The following is a 19,364-nucleotide window of genomic DNA, read 5'->3' as shown; positions in this document are numbered from 1 at the left end:
AAGGAGATCTCTTGTCCGATCTGACGTTGTTCATCGCCGGTCTGCCCAAGGCCGAGCTACACGTCCACCACGTCGGCTCGGCGTCCCCGCGGATCGTCGCCGAGCTGGCCGCCCGGCACGAGGGCAGCTCGCCGGTGCCGGCCGACCCGGCTCTGCTCGCGGACTATTTCGAGTTCCGCGACTTCGCCCACTTCATCGAGGTCTACCTCTCCGTGGTGGACCTGATCCGCGACGACGAGGACGTCCGGCTGCTGACGTACGAGATCGGCCGCGAACTCGGGCGTCAGAACGTGCGGTACGCGGAGCTGACCGTCACGCCGTATTCGAGCGTCCGCCGGGGCATCCCGGCCAAGGCGTTCTGCGAGGCGATCGAGGACGCCCGCACCGGCGCGGCCAGGGACTTCGGGGTGGACCTGCGCTGGTGCTTCGACATCCCGGGCGAGGCCGGGCTGCCCGCGGCGGAGGAGACCCTGCGGATCGCCCTCGGCGAGCGGCCCGAGGGCCTGATCAGTTTCGGCCTGGGCGGGCCGGAGATCGGGGTGCCGAGGCCGCAGTTCAAGCCGTACTTCGACCAGGCCCGCGCGGCCGGTCTGCACAGCGTCCCGCACGCCGGCGAGACCACGGGCCCGGAGACCGTCTGGGACGCCCTGCGTGAGCTGGGCGCCGAGCGCATCGGACACGGCATCGCCGCCGCTCAGGACGACCGGCTGATGGCGCACCTGGCCGAGAACGGGATCCCGCTCGAGGTCTGTCCCACCTCGAACCTGCGCACCCGGGCCGTCGCCGACCTGGACGAGCACCCGATCGCGACCCTGGTCGCGGCCGGTGTCCCGGTCAGCGTCAACTCCGACGACCCGCCGATGTTCGGCACCACGCTGGAGCACGAGTACGCGACCGCGGCCCGCCTGCTGAAGCTGGACACCGCCGGAGTCGCCGAACTCGCGCGCGCCGCCGTCCGGCACAGCTTCCGGCCCGCCCAGGGCAAGGCCGGACTGCTCGCCGAGATCGACGCCTACGCGGCCGCTCAGGGGTAGAGCGGGTCCTGCCAGCAGGCGACCATGGTCACCGTGCCGATGGTCAGGATCGTCAACCAGCGGACCAGCCTGCGCCGGGTGAACCGGGCCGGATTATCGTCCGGCTCGGTCTCCCGCCTGCTCAGCACATCGGGCATTTCGCTTCATCTCCCGTCAGGGCGGCCCGGTCGGGGCCGCGTCGGGGCGGCCTAGTCGGGGACCGCCGTCCAGCTCTGATGCCGCTGCTCGGTGTCCTTCTGCAGCACCAGCACACGCTGCGTGCCATAACGCTGGGTGCCCACCCCGATCACCAGGTCGCCGGAGGTGGTACGGATCGTGAAGCCGTACGCCGAGGCGCGCAGCGTCCACCGGGCCCCGCTGCCGGCCTGGCAGTCACCCTGCACCAGTGGCGCCCCGGCGACCGCTGCGCCGCCCAGCGGGACCGCGCACCGGTTGCTCGCCTTGGAGACCAGCGAGTACGTTTTGTTCCCGGCCGGCACCAGCTGCCACTGCTGCTGAGTGCCGCCCTCGTCGTTGCCGAGCACGACCGGGGTGCCGTCGGCGGAGCGGGCCGCGTACAGGTCGGCCGCACCGCCGGTCAGCGAGTTGGTCAGCACGAACCACGAGTTCTGCACCGGCCGGGCCGACGGCGCCGTCACCGCGGTGCCCTTGGCCAGGTAGCCGAGCTTGCGGTTACGGACCTCCACCTTGTACTTGGCGTCCGGCTTGAGGCCGATCAGACGGGCCCGGGTGGAGCGGGTGGTGGCCACCGGCTCGCCGTCGACCGACACCTCGTAGTCGGCGTCGGCCGCGGCCGAGCTCCAGGTCAGCCGTACCGAACCGCTGGTCGGCTCCCGGATCTCCAGCACCGCCTGCACGCCGTCGTTGGTCACGCCCGGCGGTGCGCCGGGCAGTTTCCCGTCGGGCTGATCGCCGGTGCCGGCCGGCGGTGTCGGGGCGGTGTTGTGCTTCGCGACCGGGGTCACGGCCAGGCCCGGCGGCGTCGCCGGGGCGTTTCCGGGGGTGTCTGGGGTGGCGCCGGCGGACCCGCTCGGGGTCGGCTCCGGTGACACCGGGCCGCTCGGCGTGGGAGTCGCGGCACTCGGCTGCGGCGCGGGCGCCGACGGGGTGGCCGGTGCGGGCGCGGCCGGCTTGCCGGCGTCGTCCGGAACCGTGGCGCCCGGCACGTCGGGGACGTCGTCGCCGCCGTCGCTGCGCAGCAGGAACTCGCTCAGCGCCACGTTCCAGTGCTCGTCCAGGTAGCTGCCCGGCTCCGGGTTGGTGCTGAAGTAGTCGTCGTGCCCGCAGTCGAGGCGGTTCTCGTTCTTCTTCGGGCACACGTTCTTCACCGGCTTGCCGGTCCGGTCCTTGCCGCACAGCAGGTCGTACTCGTCCAGGCAGCTGCCCGCGCCGGTGGCGTTCGGCGAGTCGGTCAGGACCGCGCCGAGCGCATGGGTCAGCTGGTGGGCGGCCATCGCGGAGCTCCAGCAGCCGGAGTCCACGCGGGCGTACGACGGGCCGCCGTTGTTGCGGTTGCCGCGGATGGGCCGGGTGTCGTTGACGTACGTGGAGATGCCGCAGTAGAGGGTCGTGTCGGCGAACATCAGGTACTTGCGGTCGGTGCGGTTGTAGCCGAGTCCGCGCAGCGCGTCGATGGTCGCCGCGAACGAGCGCAGCGAACCGTCGGGCAGCTGCACCTCGGCCACGTCGGCCCGGCAGTCCGGCGTCGTCACGTAGCGGATGTGCCGGGAGCCACCTGTCTCGCCCGCGCTCGCGTCATAGATCGCGTCCACCCCGGCGGCCCAGGTGCGGAACGAGTTGAGGAACTTCGGGTACCGGCTCGCGGTCGCCGACTCGTGCAGGTAGAGCAGCTGCACCCGCTTTCCGGTGCGGCCGTCGCCGGCGCAGGCCACGTCGTCCGGGCCGAGGATGAAGTCGGCCTGACCGGGAGCAGCGTCCGGCACCAGCGCCGGGGCGTCCGCGGTGATCGCGCTGCCGCCCTCGTCGCGGGCGATCTCGGCGTCGCCGGGCACCCGGCCGCTCTCCCGCTTGACCGTGGTGAACTCGTCACTGCCCGCGGTCACCGGGGCGACGCCGCGGCGGACCGAGAGGCCGTCCGGCGCCGGGTCGGGCCCGTGCGTGCAGGTCTCGTCGTAGACCAGGTAGGCCCCGGCGCAGACCGAGCCGGACGACGCCAGGCGCAGTCCGCTGTAGACCAGTCCCTGCTCGGGGGCGTCCTTGGGCAGAGCGGTCAGGGCGTAGTCGTCGTCGGCCGGTCCGGAGCTGATCACGGACGGGCCGACCACGCCGCCGACCCCGAGCAGGGCCAGGCCGAGGGCTACCGGAAGCATCCGGAAAGTAGCGGAGCGTGTCTGCGGAGGTTTTGGAGGGCTGGCCGCGCGGCGCCGTCCAGGTGGCGGCGACCCGCGGAACGTCGGCCGGCGATGCGCGGACACGGCGTCTCCTCGTCGAGCTGTGTTGCGGTGGGAGGGGTCCATGGGGTGACCGCCTCCCACCGCACGGTGGCTTCGCGGTTCGCGGCGATGGGGACGCGCTGCGGGTTGCGATCCGGGAAGCCGGATGGGATCTGAGGGAACAGTGCCAGCCCTGCGCGTCCAGGGGAATGTTCCTAAGAAACTTATAAGCCAGCGCTGTGTCGTTCGGGGGATACGGCGGCTCATTCCCGTCCTCGTTGCCAGCGTCGTCGTTCAGGGTCGCGGTCCTTCGCCGGCCGCCCACGGCCGACGAGCCCGAACCGGCTCGGTTGTTTCGGGGTGGCGTCGGCGTCCGCCAGCAGCATCACGATGCTCGCCCCGCCCATAGCGGCCCGGTCGATGCTGACCGAGCCGCCGGTGGCCTGCGCCACCCGCCGGGCGATGTCCAGGCCCAGGCCGGTCGAGCCCTGCTGGCTCTGACCGCGCCGCAGCGCCCGCTCGGGATCTCCGATGCCCGGGCCCGCGTCGTCGATACGCAGCGCCACCCAGCCGTCCCGCCGGGAGAGCGCCACCTCGAAGGCCGCCCCCTGCGGGGTGTAGCGGAACACGTTGCCCAGCACCGCGTCGAGCGCGGCGGCCAGCTCGGCGCGGGCGACCGGCACCGGAACGCGCACGTGCGCCCCGACCACCCGGTACTGCCGCTCCTGGTCGGAGGCGAGCGCCGACCAGAACATCATGCGTTCCCGGACCACCTCGCTGGCGTCGCAGAGCCCGTCCTCCGGCTCGGCGGCGACCCGGTCCGCGACGGCCTGCCGGGTGGTGTTGATCAGGTTGTTGACCTCGTCCTCCAGGGTGGTGATCGCGGTCCGGATGCGCCGGATCCCGCGTCGCCGGTCCACCTCGTCGGCGGTGAGGTCGATGATCTGGGTGTCGTCCGGGTCGAGCGCCTCGGCGTCCAGGCGCAGCGCTGTCAGCGGGGTGCGCAGCCGGTGCGACAGGTCGGCGACCAGCTCCCGCTCGTCGGTCCGGGAGGTGACCAGCCGGTCGGCCATCCGGTTGAAGGCGTAACCCACCTCGGTCAGCTCACGAGGGCCCGAGGGGGAGATGCGGACCTCGAGGTCGCCGTCGCCGACCGCGAGCGCCGCGTCGACCAGGTTGCGGGCCGAGTCCACGGTGCCCCGGGCCAGCCGGTCCACGACCACGACAGCGCCACCGACCAGCACCACGGCGAGGCCGAGCAGCAGCCACCAGTCGCGGGCGGTGTTGCGGTCCAGCACCGAGTCCGGCACGAACGCCTCGACCACCAGGGTGCGGTCGCCGACCTTGACCGTCCGCAGGTGGACCACACCGCCGTCGACGTCCTCGACGGTCGGCTCCGGCTCGACCGCGGCCCGGTCGATCAGGGCGGCGTCGGCCCGGCCGCCGGAGGAGGCGGCCAGCCCGGGGGTGTGCACCACCGGGACACCGCCGGCCTGCGTGATCGCGGCGGCGACGCCCTTCTCGCCGGCCCCGGACACGAGGGCGCCGGCGACCGTGGCGGTGCGTTCGGCGGCCTCGGCCACGGCGGCGTCACGGTGGTCGTCACGCAGGCTCCAGCCGAGCGGGACGAGGAAGACCAGCGCGGCGACGGCGGTGGTGGCGGCCGTGGTGTACGCCAGCCGCAACCTCAGTCCGGCGCCACCAACCGGAATCCGACCCCCCGCACGGTGCGCAGGTAGCGGGGCTTCGCCGCGGACTCGCCCAGTTTCCGGCGAAGCCAGTACAAATGCACGTCGATGGTCTGGTCCTCGCCGACCGATGGCTGTCGCCATACCTCCTCCAACAGCTCACGACGGGAAACCACTCGGCCCGGGCGGGCGGCGAGGTAGGCCAGCAGGTCGAACTCCTTGCGGGTCAGCGCCAGTGGCTGATCACCGAGGGTGGCGCTGCGCTCGCCGACGTCCACCCGTAGCTCGCCCACCTCGTGGACGGCCGGTTGCGCGGCCCGGCTGGCCCGGCCCACGCGGCGCAGCACGGTGGCTATCCGGGCGTCCAGATGGGCACCGGTGAACGGCTTGACCATGTAGTCGTCGGCACCGGCCCGAAGCAGCCGCACGACCGTCTGCTCGTCGTCGCGCGCGGTGGCGATGATGATCGGCACATCGGTGATGCCGCGCAGCATACGCAGGGCGTCCGACCCGTCCAGGTCGGGCAGCCCGAGGTCGAGGACGACCAGGTCGGGCGTCTCCGCGGCGACCCGCCGCAGAGCTTCCAGGGCGGTGCCGACGGCGTGCACGGCGTGCCCCCGGTCGGCCAGCGACCGGAGCATGGCACCGCGCACGACATGATCGTCTTCGACGAGCAACACCGTGGCCATGCGAAGACCGTAGCGTCCCCGGCGGGGAGAACCTAAAGGGTGATCGAACGAGAGTCTTTAATGACACTCAGTGATGGAATACGATCCGAGTTACCGATGTCATTCACCCTCTTTCCCGGTACGCGCCTGGCCCTCGCCCGCGACAGCCTCGCCGGCCTCAGTGTCGGCGACGCACTCGGCGCCCAGTACTTCGTGCCCGGTAACAAACCCTCCGACCTTCTCGACGCCCGTGTCCCCGCCGCTCCGTGGGAGTGGACCGATGACACCGAACAGGCCTGCGCCCTGGTGGCCGTCCTGAACGAGGGCGACTTCGACCGCGACGCCTTCGCCGAGCTGCTGGCCCGGCAGTTCGAGCCCTACCGCGGCTACGGTCCCGGAGCGGTCGTCATGCTCCGCGAGATCCGGGAGGGGCTGCCCTGGCCGATCGCCGCGGCCGCCGCGTTCAACGGGCAGGGCTCCTGCGGCAACGGAGCGGCGATGCGGGCCGCCCCGCTGGGCGCCTGGCATGCGGATTCGCTGGCGCGTGCGGCTACCCAGGGCGTACGCGCGGCCGAGGTGACCCACGCACATCCGGAGGGCATCGCCGGCGGGGTGGCGGTGACCGTGGCCGCCGCGGTGGCGGCCGCCGCACGGCTGAACGGGCACCGGCCCGATCGGGGGCAGTTGCTGCGCGCGACGGCCGGGCACACGCCGGCCGGTGTCGTGCGGGACGGGCTGAAGGAGGCCGCGGCCCTGACCGGCGGGGTGGCCGAGGCGGCCGCCCGGCTCGGCAACGGTGGCCAGGCGACCGCGCAGGACACCGTTGCGTTCGCGCTCTGGGTGGCCGACCGTTATCTCGGCGACTTCCCGGCGGCCGTGGCGGCGTGCGTCGTGGCCGGCGGCGACGTCGACACCACCGCGGCGATCGCCGGGGGAGTCGTGGCGGCGTACACCGGGATCGACGGGATCCCACCGGCCTGGCTCGCCGCCCGGGAGCCGCTTCCGGCGTGGCTGGCCGCCGCGAGCGGAGAGTAATCCGCAGGCGGATAGCATCAGGGCGACTCATCACCGTCTGAATGTCACCGTCTGAATGGAGATCACCGTGTCTGCACCCCGTACACCCGTCGTGGCCGACCCACTAGTCGTCCCGGCCGGGACTACGGCGGCCGACGCGGTGGCCGCCGCCGGGCTCCCGGCACACGGGCCGAAGGCCGTCGTCGTGGTCCGCGAGGCCGACGGCCGGCTGCGCGACCTGAACTGGTCGCCCGCCGCCGACACCGAGGTGACCCCGGTCGCCATCGACACCCCGGACGGCCTCGACGTGCTGCGCCACTCGACCGCGCACGTGCTGGCGCAGGCCGTGCAGGACGTGTTCCCGGAGGCGAAGCTCGGCATCGGCCCGCCGATCCGGGACGGGTTCTACTACGACTTCGATGTCGAGAAGCCGTTCCAGCCCGAGGACCTGACGAAGCTCGAGAAGCGGATGCAGGAGATCATCAAGGCCGGTCAGACCTTCAACCGCCGGGAGTACGGCACTCTCGACGAGGCCAAGGCCGAGCTGAAGAGCGAGCCGTTCAAGCTCGAACTGGTCGACATCAAGGGCGACGTGGACGAGGAGGCCGCGGCGGTCGGCGCCGGCGAGCTGACCCACTACGACAACCTGGACAAGGACGGGAACCGGGTCTGGGGCGACCTGTGCCGCGGCCCGCACCTGCCGTCGACCCGGCTCATCCCGGCGTTCAAGCTGATGCGCTCGGCCGCCGCCTACTGGCGCGGCTCGGAGAAGAACCCGCAGCTGCAGCGCGTCTACGGCACCGCGTGGCCGTCACGGGACGAGCTCAAGGCGTACCTCAACCGTCTCGCCGAGGCCGAGCGCCGGGACCACCGCAAGCTCGGCACCGAGCTGGACCTCTTCTCCTTCCCCGACGAGATCGGGTCGGGTCTCGTGGTCTTCCACCCCAAGGGCGGTGTGATCAAGCGCGAGATGGAGGACTACGTCCGGGCCCGTCACATCGAAGAGGGCTTCCAGTACGTCGGTTCGCCGCACATCACCAAGGAGGGCCTGTTCCACACCTCGGGTCACCTGCCGTACTACAAGGACACGATGTTCCCCCCGATGGAGCTGGAGGGGGCGAACTACTACCTCAAGGCGATGAACTGCCCGATGCACAACCTGATCTTCAGGTCGCGCGGGCGGTCCTACCGTGAGCTGCCGATGCGCCTGTTCGAGTTCGGCACGGTGTACCGCTACGAGAAGTCCGGTGTGGTGCACGGCCTGACCCGGGTGCGGGGCCTGACCCAGGACGACTCGCACTCCTACGTCACTGCCGAGCAGGCGCCGGACGAGATCAAGCACCTGCTGAACTTCGTCCGCTCGCTGCTCGACGACTTCGGCCTGGACGACTACTACCTCGAGCTGTCGACGCGTGACCCCGACAGCTCGAAGTTCATCGGCACCGACGAGCAGTGGGAGAAGGCGACCAAGGTTCTCGAGGACGTGGCCACCGAGTCTGGTCTCGAGCTGGTCCTCGATCCGGGTGGCGCGGCGTTCTACGGCCCGAAGATCAGTGTCCAGGCGAAGGACGCGATCGGGCGTACGTGGCAGATGTCGACCATCCAGTACGACTTCAATCAGCCGGCCGGCTTCGGTCTGGAGTACCAGGCCGCCGACGGATCCCGCCAGGAGCCGGTGATGATCCACTCGGCGAAGTTCGGCTCGATCGAGCGGTTCTTCGGCGTGCTGGTCGAGCACTACGCGGGCGCGTTCCCGGCCTGGCTCGCGCCGGTGCAGGTGGTCGGCATCCCGATCCGTGACGACCACGCCGACTACCTGGCCGAGTTCGTCGCGAAGCTCAAGAAGGAGGGCATCCGCGCCGAGGTCGACTACTCGACCGAGCGGATGCAGAAGAAGATCCGGACCGCGCAGCAGCAGAAGATCCCGTTCATGGCGATCGCCGGTGACGACGACGTCAACGGAGGCACCGTGTCGTTCCGCTACCGGGACGGCTCGCAGCGCAACGGCGTCTCGATCGACGAGGCCGTCGCCCACGTCGTCGAGGTGGTGCGCTCCCGTACCAACGTCGGGCCCTCGGCTGTTTGATCTTTGAGGTGGCCGGTTTCCCGCCATGGGGAACCGGCCACCTGCGCATAGGATGCGATCGTGAGCGAGCGGGCGGGCACGGGTGATCCGGACGGGCTGGAGCGGCTCTGGACGCCGTACCGATTGGCCTACGTCTCCGGCGTGGACCGGCCCGAGGGCGGTTACGAGAAACCGGCGGGCTGCCCGTTCTGCCTGGCCCCCGGACGGCCCGAGGCCGAGTCCCTGGTCGTGGCCCGCGGTGAGCTGGTGTTCGCGCTGCTCAACCTCTATCCGTACAACCCCGGGCATTTGATGGTCTGCCCTTATCGGCACGTCGCCGACTACACCGACCTCACCGAGGACGAGACGGTCGAGGTGGCGGCGTTCACCCGGACCGCGATGCGGGTGATGCGCACGGTCAGCAGTCCGCACGGCTTCAACCTGGGCATGAACCAGGGGTCGGTGGCCGGTGCCGGCATCGCCGCCCATCTGCACCAGCACATCGTGCCGCGGTGGGGTGGCGACGCGAACTTCATGCCGGTGATCGGCCTGACGAAGGTGCTGCCGCAGTTACTCTTCGACACCCGTGACCTGCTGGCCAAGGCCTGGCCGGCCGCCTAGCGCGCGGATCCCGGCGACGATCTGCTCGGCCGACGGGGCGCTCGCCGGGTCGGTCAGCCACTGGGTGAGCACGCCGGACATCAGGGCCATCTGCACCGAGCCGAGCGAGGCGACGGTCTCCGGGTCGACCTGATCCTCCGGCAGCCCGGTCAGCATCGCGGCCATGCCGGACCGGCCGGCCGCCATCCCGCCGGCCATCTGCTCGCGCAGCGCGGGGTTGTGCTCGGCCTGCAGCATCGCCTCGATGCTGGCCAGCCAGAGCTGCCGATCGGTCTGGATCGACCGGATCACCCGGCGCCAGAACCGCAGCATCGGATCGTCACCGGCGTCGCCGTCGTCGGGCCCGGCCAGGGCGCGGCCCAGTGCGTCGCCCCACTCCTCGACGGCGCTCAGCATCGCGGCGGTCATCAGAGCCTCGGTCGAGCCGTAGTGGTAGCCGATCGAGCCCAGGTTGGTGCCGGACAGGGCCACCACGTCGCGGGCGGTGGTGCGTGCCCATCCCTTCTCCAGCAGCGCCTTTTTCGCGCCTCGCAGCAACTCCTCGCGGTGACCCATGGCCGCGATCCTAACTTCTATACAAACGTATAAGACGTTTGTATAGTAACGGCATGACGAACTCACGGGTGTTGATCTCAGGTGCCGGCATCGGCGGTCCGGCTCTCGCGTTCTGGCTGGTCCGGCGGGGCTACGAGGTGACCGTCGTGGAACGCGCCGACGGGCTGCGCGAGGCGGGCTACAAGGTGGACGTGCGCGGCTCGGCGACCGAGGTGCTGCGCAAGATGGGGCTGCTCGCCGCCTGCCAGGTCGCCGACACCGGCATGCGGCGGGTCACCTACGTCAAGCGCGACGGCGGCCCGATCGCCACCCTCCCCGCCGACCTGCTCATGGGCCGCCGCGGCGACGACCTGGAAATCATGCGGTGGGATCTGAGCCGGATCCTGCACGACGCCACCGCCGGTGCGGTGGAGTACGTGTTCGGTGACGCCATCGCGACCCTGGCCGACGGGCCGGACGGCGTGGACGTGACCTTCGAGAACGGCGCACCCCGGCGCTTCGACTACGTGGTCGGTGCCGACGGCCTGCACTCGGCGACCCGGCGCAAGGTGATGGGCGAGGTGCCGCTGAGCCACCTCGGCGCCTACATCTCCATCTACACCGTGCCCAACCTGCTCGGCATCGAGCGCGAGGAGATCATGTACAACCGGCCCGGCCGGCTGGTCTTCGCCTACGCCATGGAGCGGGACCAGCCCGCCAAGGTCGGCCTCACCTTCGCCGCACCGCGGCTCGACTACGACCGGCGCGACGTCGGCGGGCAGAAGGCACTGGTCCGGGCCGCGTTCGCCGGTCAGGGGTGGCGGGTCGGCGACTTCCTGGCGGCGATGGACGACGCGCCCGACTTCTACTTCGACTCGCTCAGCCAGGTCGAGCTGCGGTCATGGTCGGCCGGCCGGGTGGCGTTGCTCGGTGACGCCGCCTACTGCCCGTCACCCGCTTCCGGGCAGGGCACCAGTCTCGCGCTGGTCGGGGCGTACGTGCTCGGCAGGCACCTCGGCACGCCGGACGGGTTCGCCGCCTACGAGCGGGAGATGCGGCCGTACGCGGAGAAGAATCTCGCCTTCGGCCGCAAGATGGCCAAGGACATGGTGCCCGGTGGCCGCCTGAGCATCGCCTTCCGCAACTACGGCATGCGGACCCTGAAATACCACCCGCGCAAGGAGCAGATGATCGACAGGATTCTCGCGCCGATGCACGAGGCGGCCAACGCCATCGCGATCTAACGAGAGGTGGCGTGGTCCTTGCGGACGGCCTCGGCGAGGTGCGGGGGCATCGGTTCGTGCCGGACGTATTTCCGGGTGAACGTGCCGGTGCCCGACGTGAGGGCGCGCAGCTCCACTACGTACCGCACCAGCTCCGTCGCCGGAACCTCGGCCCGCACCAGGCTGGCCTCGCCCACACTGCCGGACTCGCTGCCCATCGGGCGGCCGCGGCGGCCGGAGAGGTCGCTCATCACCGCACCCACGTACTGATCCGGAACCCGGACCTCGATCTCGTCGACCGGTTCCAGCAGAGTGATCGCGCCCTGCTCGGCGGCGGCCCGCAGCGCCAGGGCGCCGGCGGTCTGGAACGCCGCGTCCGACGAGTCGACGCTGTGCGCCTTGCCGTCGTAGAGCGTCACCTTCAGGTCCACCACCGGATAGCCGGCCGCGATGCCCTTCTCCAGCTGCGCCCGCACACCCTTCTCCACCGACGGGATGTAGTTGTGCGGCACCGCACCGCCGACCACCTTGTCGACGAAGACGAAGCCCTCACCGCGCGGCAGCGGCTCCACCTCGATGTCGCACACCGCGTACTGGCCGTGGCCGCCGGACTGCTTCACGTGCCGGCCGTGACCTTTGGCACCGCTGCCGAAGGTCTCCCGCAGCGACACCTTGACCGGCTCGGTGTCCAGCTCGACGCCACCGGAGCGGAGCCGCTCCAGCACCACGTCGGCGTGCGACTCGCCCATCGTCCAGAGAACCAGCTGGTGGGTCTCCGGGTTGCGCTCCAGGCGCAGTGTCGGGTCACCCGCCACGAGCCGGCCCAGGTTCTTGGCGAGGGCGTCCTCGTCGGAGCGGGTCTTGGCCACCACGGCGATCGGCAGCAGCGGCTCCGGCATCGTCCACGGCGTCATGAGCAGCGGATTGTCCTTGCTCGACAGGGTGTCGCCGGTCTCCGCGCTGCCGGACTTCGTGATCGCGCAGATGTCACCGGCGATCGCCTGAGGGATCTCGCGCAGCTGCGCGCCGAGCGGGCTGTAGACGTGCGCCACGCGCTCGTCGGCGTCGTGGTCGGGGTGGCCGCGCTCGGCCATGCCGTGCCCGGAGACGTGCAGCGTCTGGTCGGGGCGCAGGGTGCCGGAGAAGACCCGGACCAGCGACACCCGGCCGACGTGCCGGTCGATCGTGGTGCGGACCACCTCGGCGACCAGCGGGCCGTCGGGGTCGCAGACGATCGGCGAGCGGGGCGAGCCGTCCACCCCGGTGACCACCGGCAGATCGTGCTCCAGCGGCGACGGGAAGCCGCTGGTCAGCAGGTCGAGCAGAGCGTCCAGGCCGACGCCCGTGTGCGCGCAGACAGGCACGACGGGGTAGAAATTGCCCCGCGCGACGGCCTTCTCCAGGTCCGGGATCAGCGCCTCGGTGCTGATCAGCTCACCGCCGATGTAGCGGTCCATCAGGGTCTCGTCCTCGCTCTCGGCGATGATCCCCTCGATGAGCGTGTTCCGGTCGTCGGCGATCGGGTTCAGGTGCTCCGGCTCGGCCTCCCGGGCGACCGGCGGGTAGCCCTCCGAGTAGTCCAGCACGCGGAGCGTGACCAGGCCGAGCAGCCCGGCCGTCGACTGCCCGTCGTCGCCCAGCATCGGCTGGAAGACCGGCAGCACGTTGTCGCCGAACGCCTCCTGGCAGTCCTGCAGCGCCTGGTCGTACTCGGCGCGCGGGTGGTCGAGCCGGGTGATCGCGACGGCACGCGGCATGCCGACCGCGGCGCACTCCTCCCAGAGCGCGACCGTGGATTCGTCCACCCCGTCGACCGAGGAGACCACGAACAGGGCCGCGTCCGCGGCGCGCAGACCGGCCCGCAGCTCACCGACGAAGTCGGCGAAGCCCGGGGTGTCCAGCAGGTTGATCTTCACGTCGTCGTGCACCAGTGGCGCGCAGGCCAGCGCCACCGAGCGCTGCTGCCGTACCGCCGCAGGGTCATGGTCGGTCACCGTGGTGCCGTCCGCCACACCGCCCGCGCGCGGGATCGTGCCCGTGGCGGCGAGCAGCGCCTCCACCAGGGTCGTCTTCCCCGAGCCGGAATGGCCTACCAGCACCACGTTGCGAACTCTGCCGGGCTCGGTCACCACCGGCGCACCCGCGCCGGCAAGCCCTTTCTCCGAAGTCTTCTGCGCCATGCCGAGCGCTCCCGTCGTTTCCAGTTCGTTACGCCGCTGTTCTTCGAATCCCACACCCGGCGCGGTGGGGGCCGCAAGGACCTTCAGCCTTCGAAAGGTGCCGGATGGTGACGATACGGCCAAGCCGGGGGTCGGGCCGTACCGCCGCTGGTCGCGCGCCGTTATGGTGGGACGGCCATGGCAAAGATCGTTCAAACAACGGCCCGTGCCGTCGTCTCGTACGGCGTCAACCCGCTCGCGCGTTTCCTGCTCCGGATCGGCGTGTCGCCCAACGCGGTCACCGTCGCCGGCACCGTCGGTGTGCTGATCGGCTCGTACTTCGGTGCGCAAGGCCACCTCTTCTGGGGCACCGTGATCGTAACCGCCTGTGCGCTCACCGACGTGCTCGACGGCACAATGGCCCGGATCAAGGGCACCACCGGCAAGTTCGGCGCGCTCCTCGACTCCTCCATGGACCGGATCGCCGACGGCGCCGTGTTCGGGGCCGTCGTCTACTACCTGGCAGGAGAGGGCAACCCGTACAACGGGGTGATCGCGGCCCTGATCAGCCTCGTCTTCGGCCAGGTCGTGTCATATGTCAAGGCACGCGCCGAGAGCCTCGGCCTGAACGCCGACGTCGGTATCGCCGAGCGCCTGGAGCGGCTGCTCATCGTCGGTGCCGGCGGCCTGCTCGGCGCCGCTGGACAGGACTGGGGCCTGCCCGCGGCGCTGTGGGTGCTCGCCGCCCTCGCCGTGATCACCGCGTTCCAGCGGCTCATCCACGCCGCCCGGACCGAGCCGAAGGTACCCACCGAGTGAAGGACCGACTGATCGATCTCGGCTACTCGGCCGGGTGGGGGATCGTCCGGGCGCTGCCACTGCCGATCGCGAAGCGACTGTTCCGGGCCGCGGCCGACCGGGCCTACAAGGGCAACGGGCCGGCCACCCAGCGACTGCGCCGCAACCTGCGCCAGGTCGTCGGCGACGACATGCCCGACACGCTGGTGCGGGACGGGCTCCGGTCGTACGCCCGATATTGGATGGAAGCCTTCCGCCTGCCGTCACAGAGCCGTGCCGACTTCCTCGACGGGTTCTTCATGGTCCCGGAGAGTTACCAGAAGCTGAAGAAGGGCGCCGCCGACGGCAGGGGCGTGATCCTGGCGCTGCCGCACGTGGCGAACTGGGACGTCGCCGGCGCCTGGGTCGTCTCGCACGACTGGCCGCTCATCACGGTGGCCGAACGGCTCAAGCCCGAGTCGCTGTTCGAGCGCTTCCTGGAGTACCGCGAGAAGCTCGGCATGAAGGTGCTCCCGCTCACCGGCGGGCAGCGACCACCGCTCGACGAGCTCGCCGAACACCTCGAGAAGGGCTGGGTCGTCGCGCTCCTCGGCGACCGTGACCTGTCCCGGAGCGGCGTCGAGGTGGAGTTCTTCGGCGGGCGCACCCGGATGCCCGCGGGTCCCGCGATCCTCGCCATCCGCACCGGCTCCCCGCTCTACGCCGTCGACCTGTGGTTCGACGAGAAGCGCACCATGTCCCGGATGCGCGAGGTCGTGCCACCCGCCGAGGGCCCGCTCGACGAGCGGGTCAAGAAGACGACGCAGCTGCTCGCCGACGCCTACGCGGCCGGTATCGCCGACCACCCGCAGGACTGGCACATGCTCCAGAAACTGTGGCTCTAGGAGGATCGGTGCGGATCGGGATCGTCTCGCCCTACTCCTTCGACGTCCCGGGCGGTGTGCAGAACCACATCATGGACCTGGCCGAGGCGCTGCTCGAGCTCGGTCACGAGGTCAGCGTCCTGGCGCCCGCCGACGACGACGCCGAACTGCCTGCCTACGTCGTCTCGGCCGGGCGTGCGGTGCCACTGCCTTACAACGGCTCGGTCGCCCGGATCTCGTTCGGTCCCCTCTCCACCGCCCGGGTCCGACGCTGGCTCAAACAGGGCGAGTTCGACGTGCTCCACGTGCACGAGCCGCTCTCGCCGAGCCTGTCCTTCCTGGCCGTGCTCTCGGCCCGCGGCCCGGTCGTCGCCACCTTCCACACCGCGATGACCCGCTCCCGGGCGCTGTCCGGTCTGCAGAACTTCCTCCAGCCCGCGCTCGAGAAGATCACCGCGCGGATCGCGGTCAGCGAACTGGCCCGCAAGGTGCAGGTCGAACACCTCGGCGGCGGCGCGGTCGAGATCCCCAACGGCGTCGCGGTGCGCAAGTTCGCCTCGGCGCAGCCATTGCCGGGATGGCCCGGCGAGGGCGGGGCGCTCGGTTTCCTCGGCCGTTTCACCGAGCCTCGCAAGGGCTTTCCTCTGCTGCGTACGGCCTTCGTGTCGCTCGCCCGGCAACGGCCCGGCCTGCGCCTGCTCGTGGCCGGACCCGGCGACCGCGCCGACCTCTACGACGACATTCCGGCCGATCTGCACGACCGGGTCGAGTTCCTGGGCCTCGTCTCCGAGCCCGACAAGGCACGGATGCTGCGCAGCGTCGACGTCTACGTGGCCCCGAACACCGGCGGCGAGAGCTTCGGCATGATCCTCACCGAGGCGATGGCGGCCGGCGCCACGATCGCCGCCAGCGACCTGGACGCGTTCCGCCGGGTCCTCGACGGCGGCCGCGCCGGAGCCCTCTTCCCCAATGGTGACCAGGCATCTCTCGCCCGCTTGCTCGGCGAGCTGCTGGATGATCCACGCCGGCGGGCCGACCTGGCATCGTGCGCCCGGCTCGCGGTCGGAGCGTTCGACTGGCCGAGTGTGGCCAACCGGGTGCTCGAGGTCTACGCGACCGCCATCGAGGCCACCGATGGGAGAGTTTTCGACGAGGAGTGGTCCTGACCACTGGTGCCGCAAAGTACGGGCACTACGATGCCCGGCATGTGGTGGGTGGTGGGAGTCGTCGTGCTGGCCGCGATCTTCTCGGCGTACCTCGGCTGGACCGCCCAGCGGGTGGAGCGCCTGCACACTCGGGCCCGGTCGGCCGAGCGTGCTCTGGACGCGCATCTGCTGCGCCGTGCCGCGGCCGCCGCGGTCGTCGCCGAGCAGGCCGAGGTGGTCGAGCTGTACGCCGCCGCCCGCCTCGCGCTCGACGCCGACCCGGGCGAACGCGAGTCCGCCGAGAACGACCTGACCCGGCAGCTGCGGGCGGTCGTGCTCGACCCCACCGACCCGGCGGTGCGCACGCTGATCGCCACCAGCCGGCGGGTCGTCCTGGCCCGGCAGGTCCACACCGATCTGGTACGCGACGCGCTGAGCGCCCGGCGCCGGGTCTTCGTCCGGCTGCTGCGGCTGGCCCGGCGGTACCCGCGTCCGTCGTACTTCGACATCGTCGAGCCGGCCCTCCCGGATCTGCCACCACCTGTCCCGGTTCCGGCCGCCCCGCCCGAGGACGTCCTTCCCGCCCAGGCCCTCTGAAACGCCGAAGGGCCCCGCGCGGTGCGGAGCCCTTCGGCGCGGGAAGGCGTTACCAGCCGCGCTCGGAGAGACGGTGGGGGACCGGCTCGTCCTCGACGTTGATGCCCACCATGGCCTCGCCGAGACCGCGGGAGACCTTGGCGATCACGTCCGGGTCGTCGTGGAAGGTGGTGGCCTTGACGATCGCGGCGGCGCGCTGGGCCGGGTTGCCGGACTTGAAGATGCCGGAGCCGACGAAGACGCCCTCGGCGCCGAGCTGCATCATCATGGCGGCGTCGGCGGGGGTGGCGATACCGCCGGCGGTGAACAGCACCACCGGGAGCTTGCCGGCCTCGGCGACTTCCTTGACCAGCTCGTACGGCGCCTGCAGCTCCTTGGCCGCGACGTAGAGCTCGTCCTCCGGCAGTGTCTGCAGGCGGCGGATCTCGGCGCGGATCCTCCGCATGTGGGTGGTGGCGTTGGAGACGTCGCCGGTGCCGGCCTCGCCCTTGGAGCGGATCATGGCCGCGCCCTCGGTGATGCGGCGCAGCGCCTCGCCCAGGTTGGTGGCGCCGCAGACGAACGGCACGGTGAACCGCCACTTGTCGATGTGGTTGGCGAAGTCGGCGGGGGACAGCACCTCGGACTCGTCGACGTAGTCGACGCCGAGCGACTGCAGCACCTGGGCCTCGACGAAGTGGCCGATCCGGGCCTTGGCCATCACCGGGATCGACACCGTGTTGATGATGTTCTCGATCATGTCGGGGTCGGACATCCGGGAGATGCCGCCCTGCGCGCGGATGTCGGCGGGCACACGCTCCAGGGCCATGACCGCGACGGCGCCCGAGTCTTCGGCGATCTTGGCCTGCTCGGCGTTGACCACGTCCATGATCACGCCGCCCTTGAGCATCTCCGCCATGCCGCGTTTGACGCGGGCGGTTCCGATGGCGGGCTGGTTCTCAGACATGTGGGTTCGGCTCCTAGTGCGGGATCGGCTGACGGAACGGACTCTACGAAGCCGAGCCGCCTGTTCCGATAGCCAATCGGGCGGCCGGTGGCCTGCTTTATATGGTGTGCCGGTGAACATCGGAGTGCTGGCCCTTCAGGGCGACGTGCGTGAACATCTGTCCGCGCTGGCCGAGTCGGACGTGCTGGCCCGGCCGATCCGCCGTCCGGAGGAGCTCGCCGACGTCGACGGTCTGGTGATCCCCGGCGGCGAGTCGACCGCCATCAGCAACCTCGCGGTCTCCTTCGGGCTCCTCGATCCGATCCGTAAGCGGATCGCCGACGGCATGCCGGTGTACGGCTCCTGCGCCGGCATGATCATGCTGGCCGCGAAGGTGCTGGACGGACGTCCGGACCAGGAGTCCTTCCAGGGCATCGAGATGACGGTACGACGCAACGCGTTCGGCCGGCAGGTCGACTCGTTCGAGGCGTCGGTGGAGATCGAGGACATCGAGGGCGGCCCGTTCCACGCCGTCTTCATCCGCGCCCCGTGGGTCGAGGAGACAGGCCGCGACGTGCGGGTGCTGGGGCGCGTGGCTGACGGGGCCGCCGCCGGTAGGATTGTGGCCGTTCGGCAGGGGAACCTGCTCGCCACGGCTTTCCACCCGGAGCTCACCGGCGACCTTCGTGTCCATCGGTACTTCGTCGAGATGGTCCGCCAGGCCCTTTGATCACAGCGGAGGTTACGCATGTCCGGCCACTCCAAGTGGGCGACGACCAAGCACAAGAAGGCCGTCATCGACGCCAAGCGCGGCAAGATGTTCGCCAAGCTGATCAAGAACATCGAGGTTGCGGCCCGGACCGGCGGTGGTGACCCGTCGGGTAACCCCACGCTCTACGACGCCATCCAGAAGGCGAAGAAGTCGTCGGTCCCCAACGACAACATCGACCGCGCGGTCAAGCGGGGCTCCGGCCTGGAGGCGGGCGGCGCCGACTGGCAGACGATCATGTATGAGGGCTACGGCCCGAACGGTGTGGCGATCCTGATCGAGTGCCTCACGGACAACCGCAACCGGGCGGCCACCGAGGTGCGCACCCGGCTGACCCGTAACAACGGCACGTTCGCCGACGCGGGCTCGGTCTCCTACCTGTTCAACCGCAAGGGCGTCGTGATCGTCCCGAAGGCCTCGCTCTCCGAGGACGACGTGATGCTCGCCGTCCTCGACGCCGGCGCCGAGGAGATCAACGACCTGGGCGACGCGTTCGAGGTGGTCAGCGAGCCGACCGACCTGATCGCGGTGCGGACGGCGCTGCAGAACGCCGGCATCGACTACGACTCGGCCGAGTCCTCGCTGGTCCCGACGATGAGCGTCGAGGTGGACGAGGACGCGGCCCGCAAGGTGCTCAAGCTCGTCGACGCCCTGGAGGACTGCGACGACGTGCAGAACATCTACTCGAACGCCGATATCTCGGACGAGGTAATGGCTGCTATTGACGAGTGACATGATGTCAAGGTTCTAGTGGGGTGAGGGGGTGACCGTGATGACCGAGCCAGGTCTGCGTCTGCCCCCGATCGAGGACATCGATGTCGAAGATCTCGCTGCACTGCCCCGTGGCTACCGTTACGAACTGCACCGG

18 protein-coding genes are annotated in these 19,364 nt (G+C 70.7%); 11 read left to right on the top strand and 7 right to left on the bottom strand.

Translation table 11 applies throughout. From position 1 onward, the window contains the following. The first annotated feature begins 11 nt into the window (after window positions 1-11). Window positions 12-1,034 (top strand): adenosine deaminase, encoded by a 1,023-nt coding sequence (locus tag CLV67_RS30775; RefSeq protein ID WP_106324611.1) that lies wholly within the window; start codon window positions 12-14, stop codon window positions 1,032-1,034. On the opposite strand, the gene CLV67_RS52140 is transcribed toward CLV67_RS30775, so the two are convergent. From CLV67_RS52140 to CLV67_RS30760, 4 genes are all read right to left on the bottom strand, one after another. Further along, complete coding sequence (locus CLV67_RS52140) at window positions 1,025-1,171, bottom strand: hypothetical protein (protein ID WP_170154067.1); 147 nt, start codon at window positions 1,169-1,171, stop codon at window positions 1,025-1,027. The two genes, CLV67_RS30775 and CLV67_RS52140, sit on opposite strands and share 10 nt — an antisense overlap. A gap of 51 nt (window positions 1,172-1,222) precedes the next feature. Then, window positions 1,223-3,364, bottom strand: coding sequence for an RICIN domain-containing protein (locus CLV67_RS54355; RefSeq protein ID WP_275414927.1), 2,142 nt, complete (start codon window positions 3,362-3,364; stop codon window positions 1,223-1,225). A 326-nt stretch (window positions 3,365-3,690) separates the two neighbouring features. Next, complete coding sequence (locus CLV67_RS30765; RefSeq protein ID WP_239166613.1) at window positions 3,691-5,112, bottom strand: HAMP domain-containing sensor histidine kinase; 1,422 nt, start codon at window positions 5,110-5,112, stop codon at window positions 3,691-3,693. A 2-nt stretch (window positions 5,113-5,114) separates the two neighbouring features. Further along, complete coding sequence (locus tag CLV67_RS30760; protein WP_043525920.1) at window positions 5,115-5,804, bottom strand: response regulator transcription factor; 690 nt, start codon at window positions 5,802-5,804, stop codon at window positions 5,115-5,117. A 96-nt stretch (window positions 5,805-5,900) separates the two neighbouring features. On the opposite strand from CLV67_RS30760, the gene CLV67_RS30755 reads away from it, so the two are divergent. The 3 genes from CLV67_RS30755 (at window position 5,901) to CLV67_RS30745 (ending at window position 9,483) form a co-directional block, all read left to right on the top strand. Beyond that, window positions 5,901-6,818 (top strand): ADP-ribosylglycohydrolase family protein, encoded by a 918-nt coding sequence (locus tag CLV67_RS30755; protein ID WP_106324607.1) that lies wholly within the window; start codon window positions 5,901-5,903, stop codon window positions 6,816-6,818. A 67-nt stretch (window positions 6,819-6,885) separates the two neighbouring features. After that, window positions 6,886-8,883, top strand: a complete 1,998-nt coding sequence (gene thrS / locus CLV67_RS30750; protein ID WP_203737412.1) for a threonine--tRNA ligase — start codon at window positions 6,886-6,888, stop codon at window positions 8,881-8,883. Window positions 8,884-8,943: 60 nt separating this feature from the next. After that, the gene (locus CLV67_RS30745; RefSeq protein ID WP_239166614.1) at window positions 8,944-9,483 is read left to right on the top strand and encodes an HIT family protein; all 540 of its coding nucleotides are present in this window, start codon (window positions 8,944-8,946) and stop codon (window positions 9,481-9,483) included. Here CLV67_RS30745 and CLV67_RS30740 read toward each other — a convergent pair. Further along, entirely contained in the window at window positions 9,433-10,038 is a 606-nt protein-coding gene (locus tag CLV67_RS30740) for a TetR/AcrR family transcriptional regulator (protein ID WP_106324601.1), read from the bottom strand. The genes CLV67_RS30745 and CLV67_RS30740 overlap by 51 nt on opposite strands. A gap of 53 nt (window positions 10,039-10,091) precedes the next feature. Between CLV67_RS30740 and CLV67_RS30735 the strand changes: the two genes are divergently transcribed. After that, window positions 10,092-11,261 carry an FAD-dependent monooxygenase gene (locus CLV67_RS30735; RefSeq protein WP_106324599.1) on the top strand — a complete coding sequence of 390 codons (1,170 nt, stop codon included), beginning with the start codon at window positions 10,092-10,094 and terminating at the stop codon, window positions 11,259-11,261. On the opposite strand, the gene CLV67_RS30730 is transcribed toward CLV67_RS30735, so the two are convergent. Further along, on the bottom strand, window positions 11,258-13,420 hold the full coding sequence (locus CLV67_RS30730) for an elongation factor G-like protein EF-G2 (protein ID WP_106324744.1): 2,163 nt from the start codon (window positions 13,418-13,420) through the stop codon (window positions 11,258-11,260). The genes CLV67_RS30735 and CLV67_RS30730 overlap by 4 nt on opposite strands. 177 nt (window positions 13,421-13,597) lie before the next feature. Here CLV67_RS30730 and pgsA point away from each other — a divergent pair, with 177 nt between their 5' ends. Genes pgsA through CLV67_RS30715 form a run of 4 tightly spaced genes read left to right on the top strand, consistent with a single transcriptional unit; the run spans window position 13,598 to window position 16,802 of the window. Further along, entirely contained in the window at window positions 13,598-14,218 is a 621-nt protein-coding gene (pgsA, locus tag CLV67_RS53650; protein WP_239166615.1) for a phosphatidylinositol phosphate synthase, read from the top strand. Next, window positions 14,215-15,081 carry a phosphatidylinositol mannoside acyltransferase gene (locus CLV67_RS53645; RefSeq protein ID WP_239166616.1) on the top strand — a complete coding sequence of 289 codons (867 nt, stop codon included), beginning with the start codon at window positions 14,215-14,217 and terminating at the stop codon, window positions 15,079-15,081. Before pgsA ends, CLV67_RS53645 begins: the two co-directional genes overlap by 4 nt. Window positions 15,082-15,089: 8 nt before the next feature. Beyond that, window positions 15,090-16,226 carry a glycosyltransferase family 4 protein gene (locus tag CLV67_RS30720; protein WP_106324597.1) on the top strand — a complete coding sequence of 379 codons (1,137 nt, stop codon included), beginning with the start codon at window positions 15,090-15,092 and terminating at the stop codon, window positions 16,224-16,226. A gap of 30 nt (window positions 16,227-16,256) precedes the next feature. Further along, on the top strand, window positions 16,257-16,802 hold the full coding sequence (locus CLV67_RS30715) for a hypothetical protein (protein ID WP_106324595.1): 546 nt from the start codon (window positions 16,257-16,259) through the stop codon (window positions 16,800-16,802). Window positions 16,803-16,851: 49 nt separating this feature from the next. On the opposite strand, the gene pdxS is transcribed toward CLV67_RS30715, so the two are convergent. Beyond that, window positions 16,852-17,748: a pyridoxal 5'-phosphate synthase lyase subunit PdxS gene (gene pdxS, locus CLV67_RS30710; RefSeq protein ID WP_106324593.1), complete on the bottom strand. Its 897-nt coding sequence runs from the start codon at window positions 17,746-17,748 to the stop codon at window positions 16,852-16,854. Window positions 17,749-17,860: 112 nt separating this feature from the next. Here pdxS and pdxT point away from each other — a divergent pair, with 112 nt between their 5' ends. Continuing rightward, the gene (gene pdxT / locus CLV67_RS30705) at window positions 17,861-18,457 is read left to right on the top strand and encodes a pyridoxal 5'-phosphate synthase glutaminase subunit PdxT (RefSeq protein WP_203737413.1); all 597 of its coding nucleotides are present in this window, start codon (window positions 17,861-17,863) and stop codon (window positions 18,455-18,457) included. 18 nt (window positions 18,458-18,475) lie between these two features. After that, window positions 18,476-19,228, top strand: coding sequence for a YebC/PmpR family DNA-binding transcriptional regulator (locus CLV67_RS30700; protein WP_106324589.1), 753 nt, complete (start codon window positions 18,476-18,478; stop codon window positions 19,226-19,228). Window positions 19,229-19,364: the final 136 nt, after the last annotated feature.

It is taken from the genome of Actinoplanes italicus, assembly GCF_003001815.1.
GTDB lineage: Bacteria > Actinomycetota > Actinomycetes > Mycobacteriales > Micromonosporaceae > Actinoplanes > Actinoplanes italicus.
This window is presented reverse-complemented; position numbering and strand designations above follow the sequence as displayed.

What these genes read in the sequence shown, in the direction of transcription:
- pdxS (WP_106324593.1), bottom strand. Translation starts at nt 17,748, where the DNA reads ATGTCTGAGAACCAGCCCGCCATCGGAACCGCCCGCGTCAAACGCGGC.
- CLV67_RS30755 (WP_106324607.1), top strand. Translation starts at nt 5,901, where the DNA reads ATGTCATTCACCCTCTTTCCCGGTACGCGCCTGGCCCTCGCCCGCGAC.
- CLV67_RS30760 (WP_043525920.1), bottom strand. Translation starts at nt 5,804, where the DNA reads ATGGCCACGGTGTTGCTCGTCGAAGACGATCATGTCGTGCGCGGTGCC.
- CLV67_RS30700 (WP_106324589.1), top strand. Translation starts at nt 18,476, where the DNA reads ATGTCCGGCCACTCCAAGTGGGCGACGACCAAGCACAAGAAGGCCGTC.
- CLV67_RS30730 (WP_106324744.1), bottom strand. Translation starts at nt 13,420, where the DNA reads ATGGCGCAGAAGACTTCGGAGAAAGGGCTTGCCGGCGCGGGTGCGCCG.
- CLV67_RS54355 (WP_275414927.1), bottom strand. Translation starts at nt 3,364, where the DNA reads ATGCTTCCGGTAGCCCTCGGCCTGGCCCTGCTCGGGGTCGGCGGCGTG.
- CLV67_RS52140 (WP_170154067.1), bottom strand. Translation starts at nt 1,171, where the DNA reads ATGCCCGATGTGCTGAGCAGGCGGGAGACCGAGCCGGACGATAATCCG.
- CLV67_RS30715 (WP_106324595.1), top strand. Translation starts at nt 16,257, where the DNA reads ATGCCCGGCATGTGGTGGGTGGTGGGAGTCGTCGTGCTGGCCGCGATC.
- CLV67_RS30740 (WP_106324601.1), bottom strand. Translation starts at nt 10,038, where the DNA reads ATGGGTCACCGCGAGGAGTTGCTGCGAGGCGCGAAAAAGGCGCTGCTG.
- CLV67_RS30735 (WP_106324599.1), top strand. Translation starts at nt 10,092, where the DNA reads ATGACGAACTCACGGGTGTTGATCTCAGGTGCCGGCATCGGCGGTCCG.
- pgsA (WP_239166615.1), top strand. Translation starts at nt 13,598, where the DNA reads ATGGCAAAGATCGTTCAAACAACGGCCCGTGCCGTCGTCTCGTACGGC.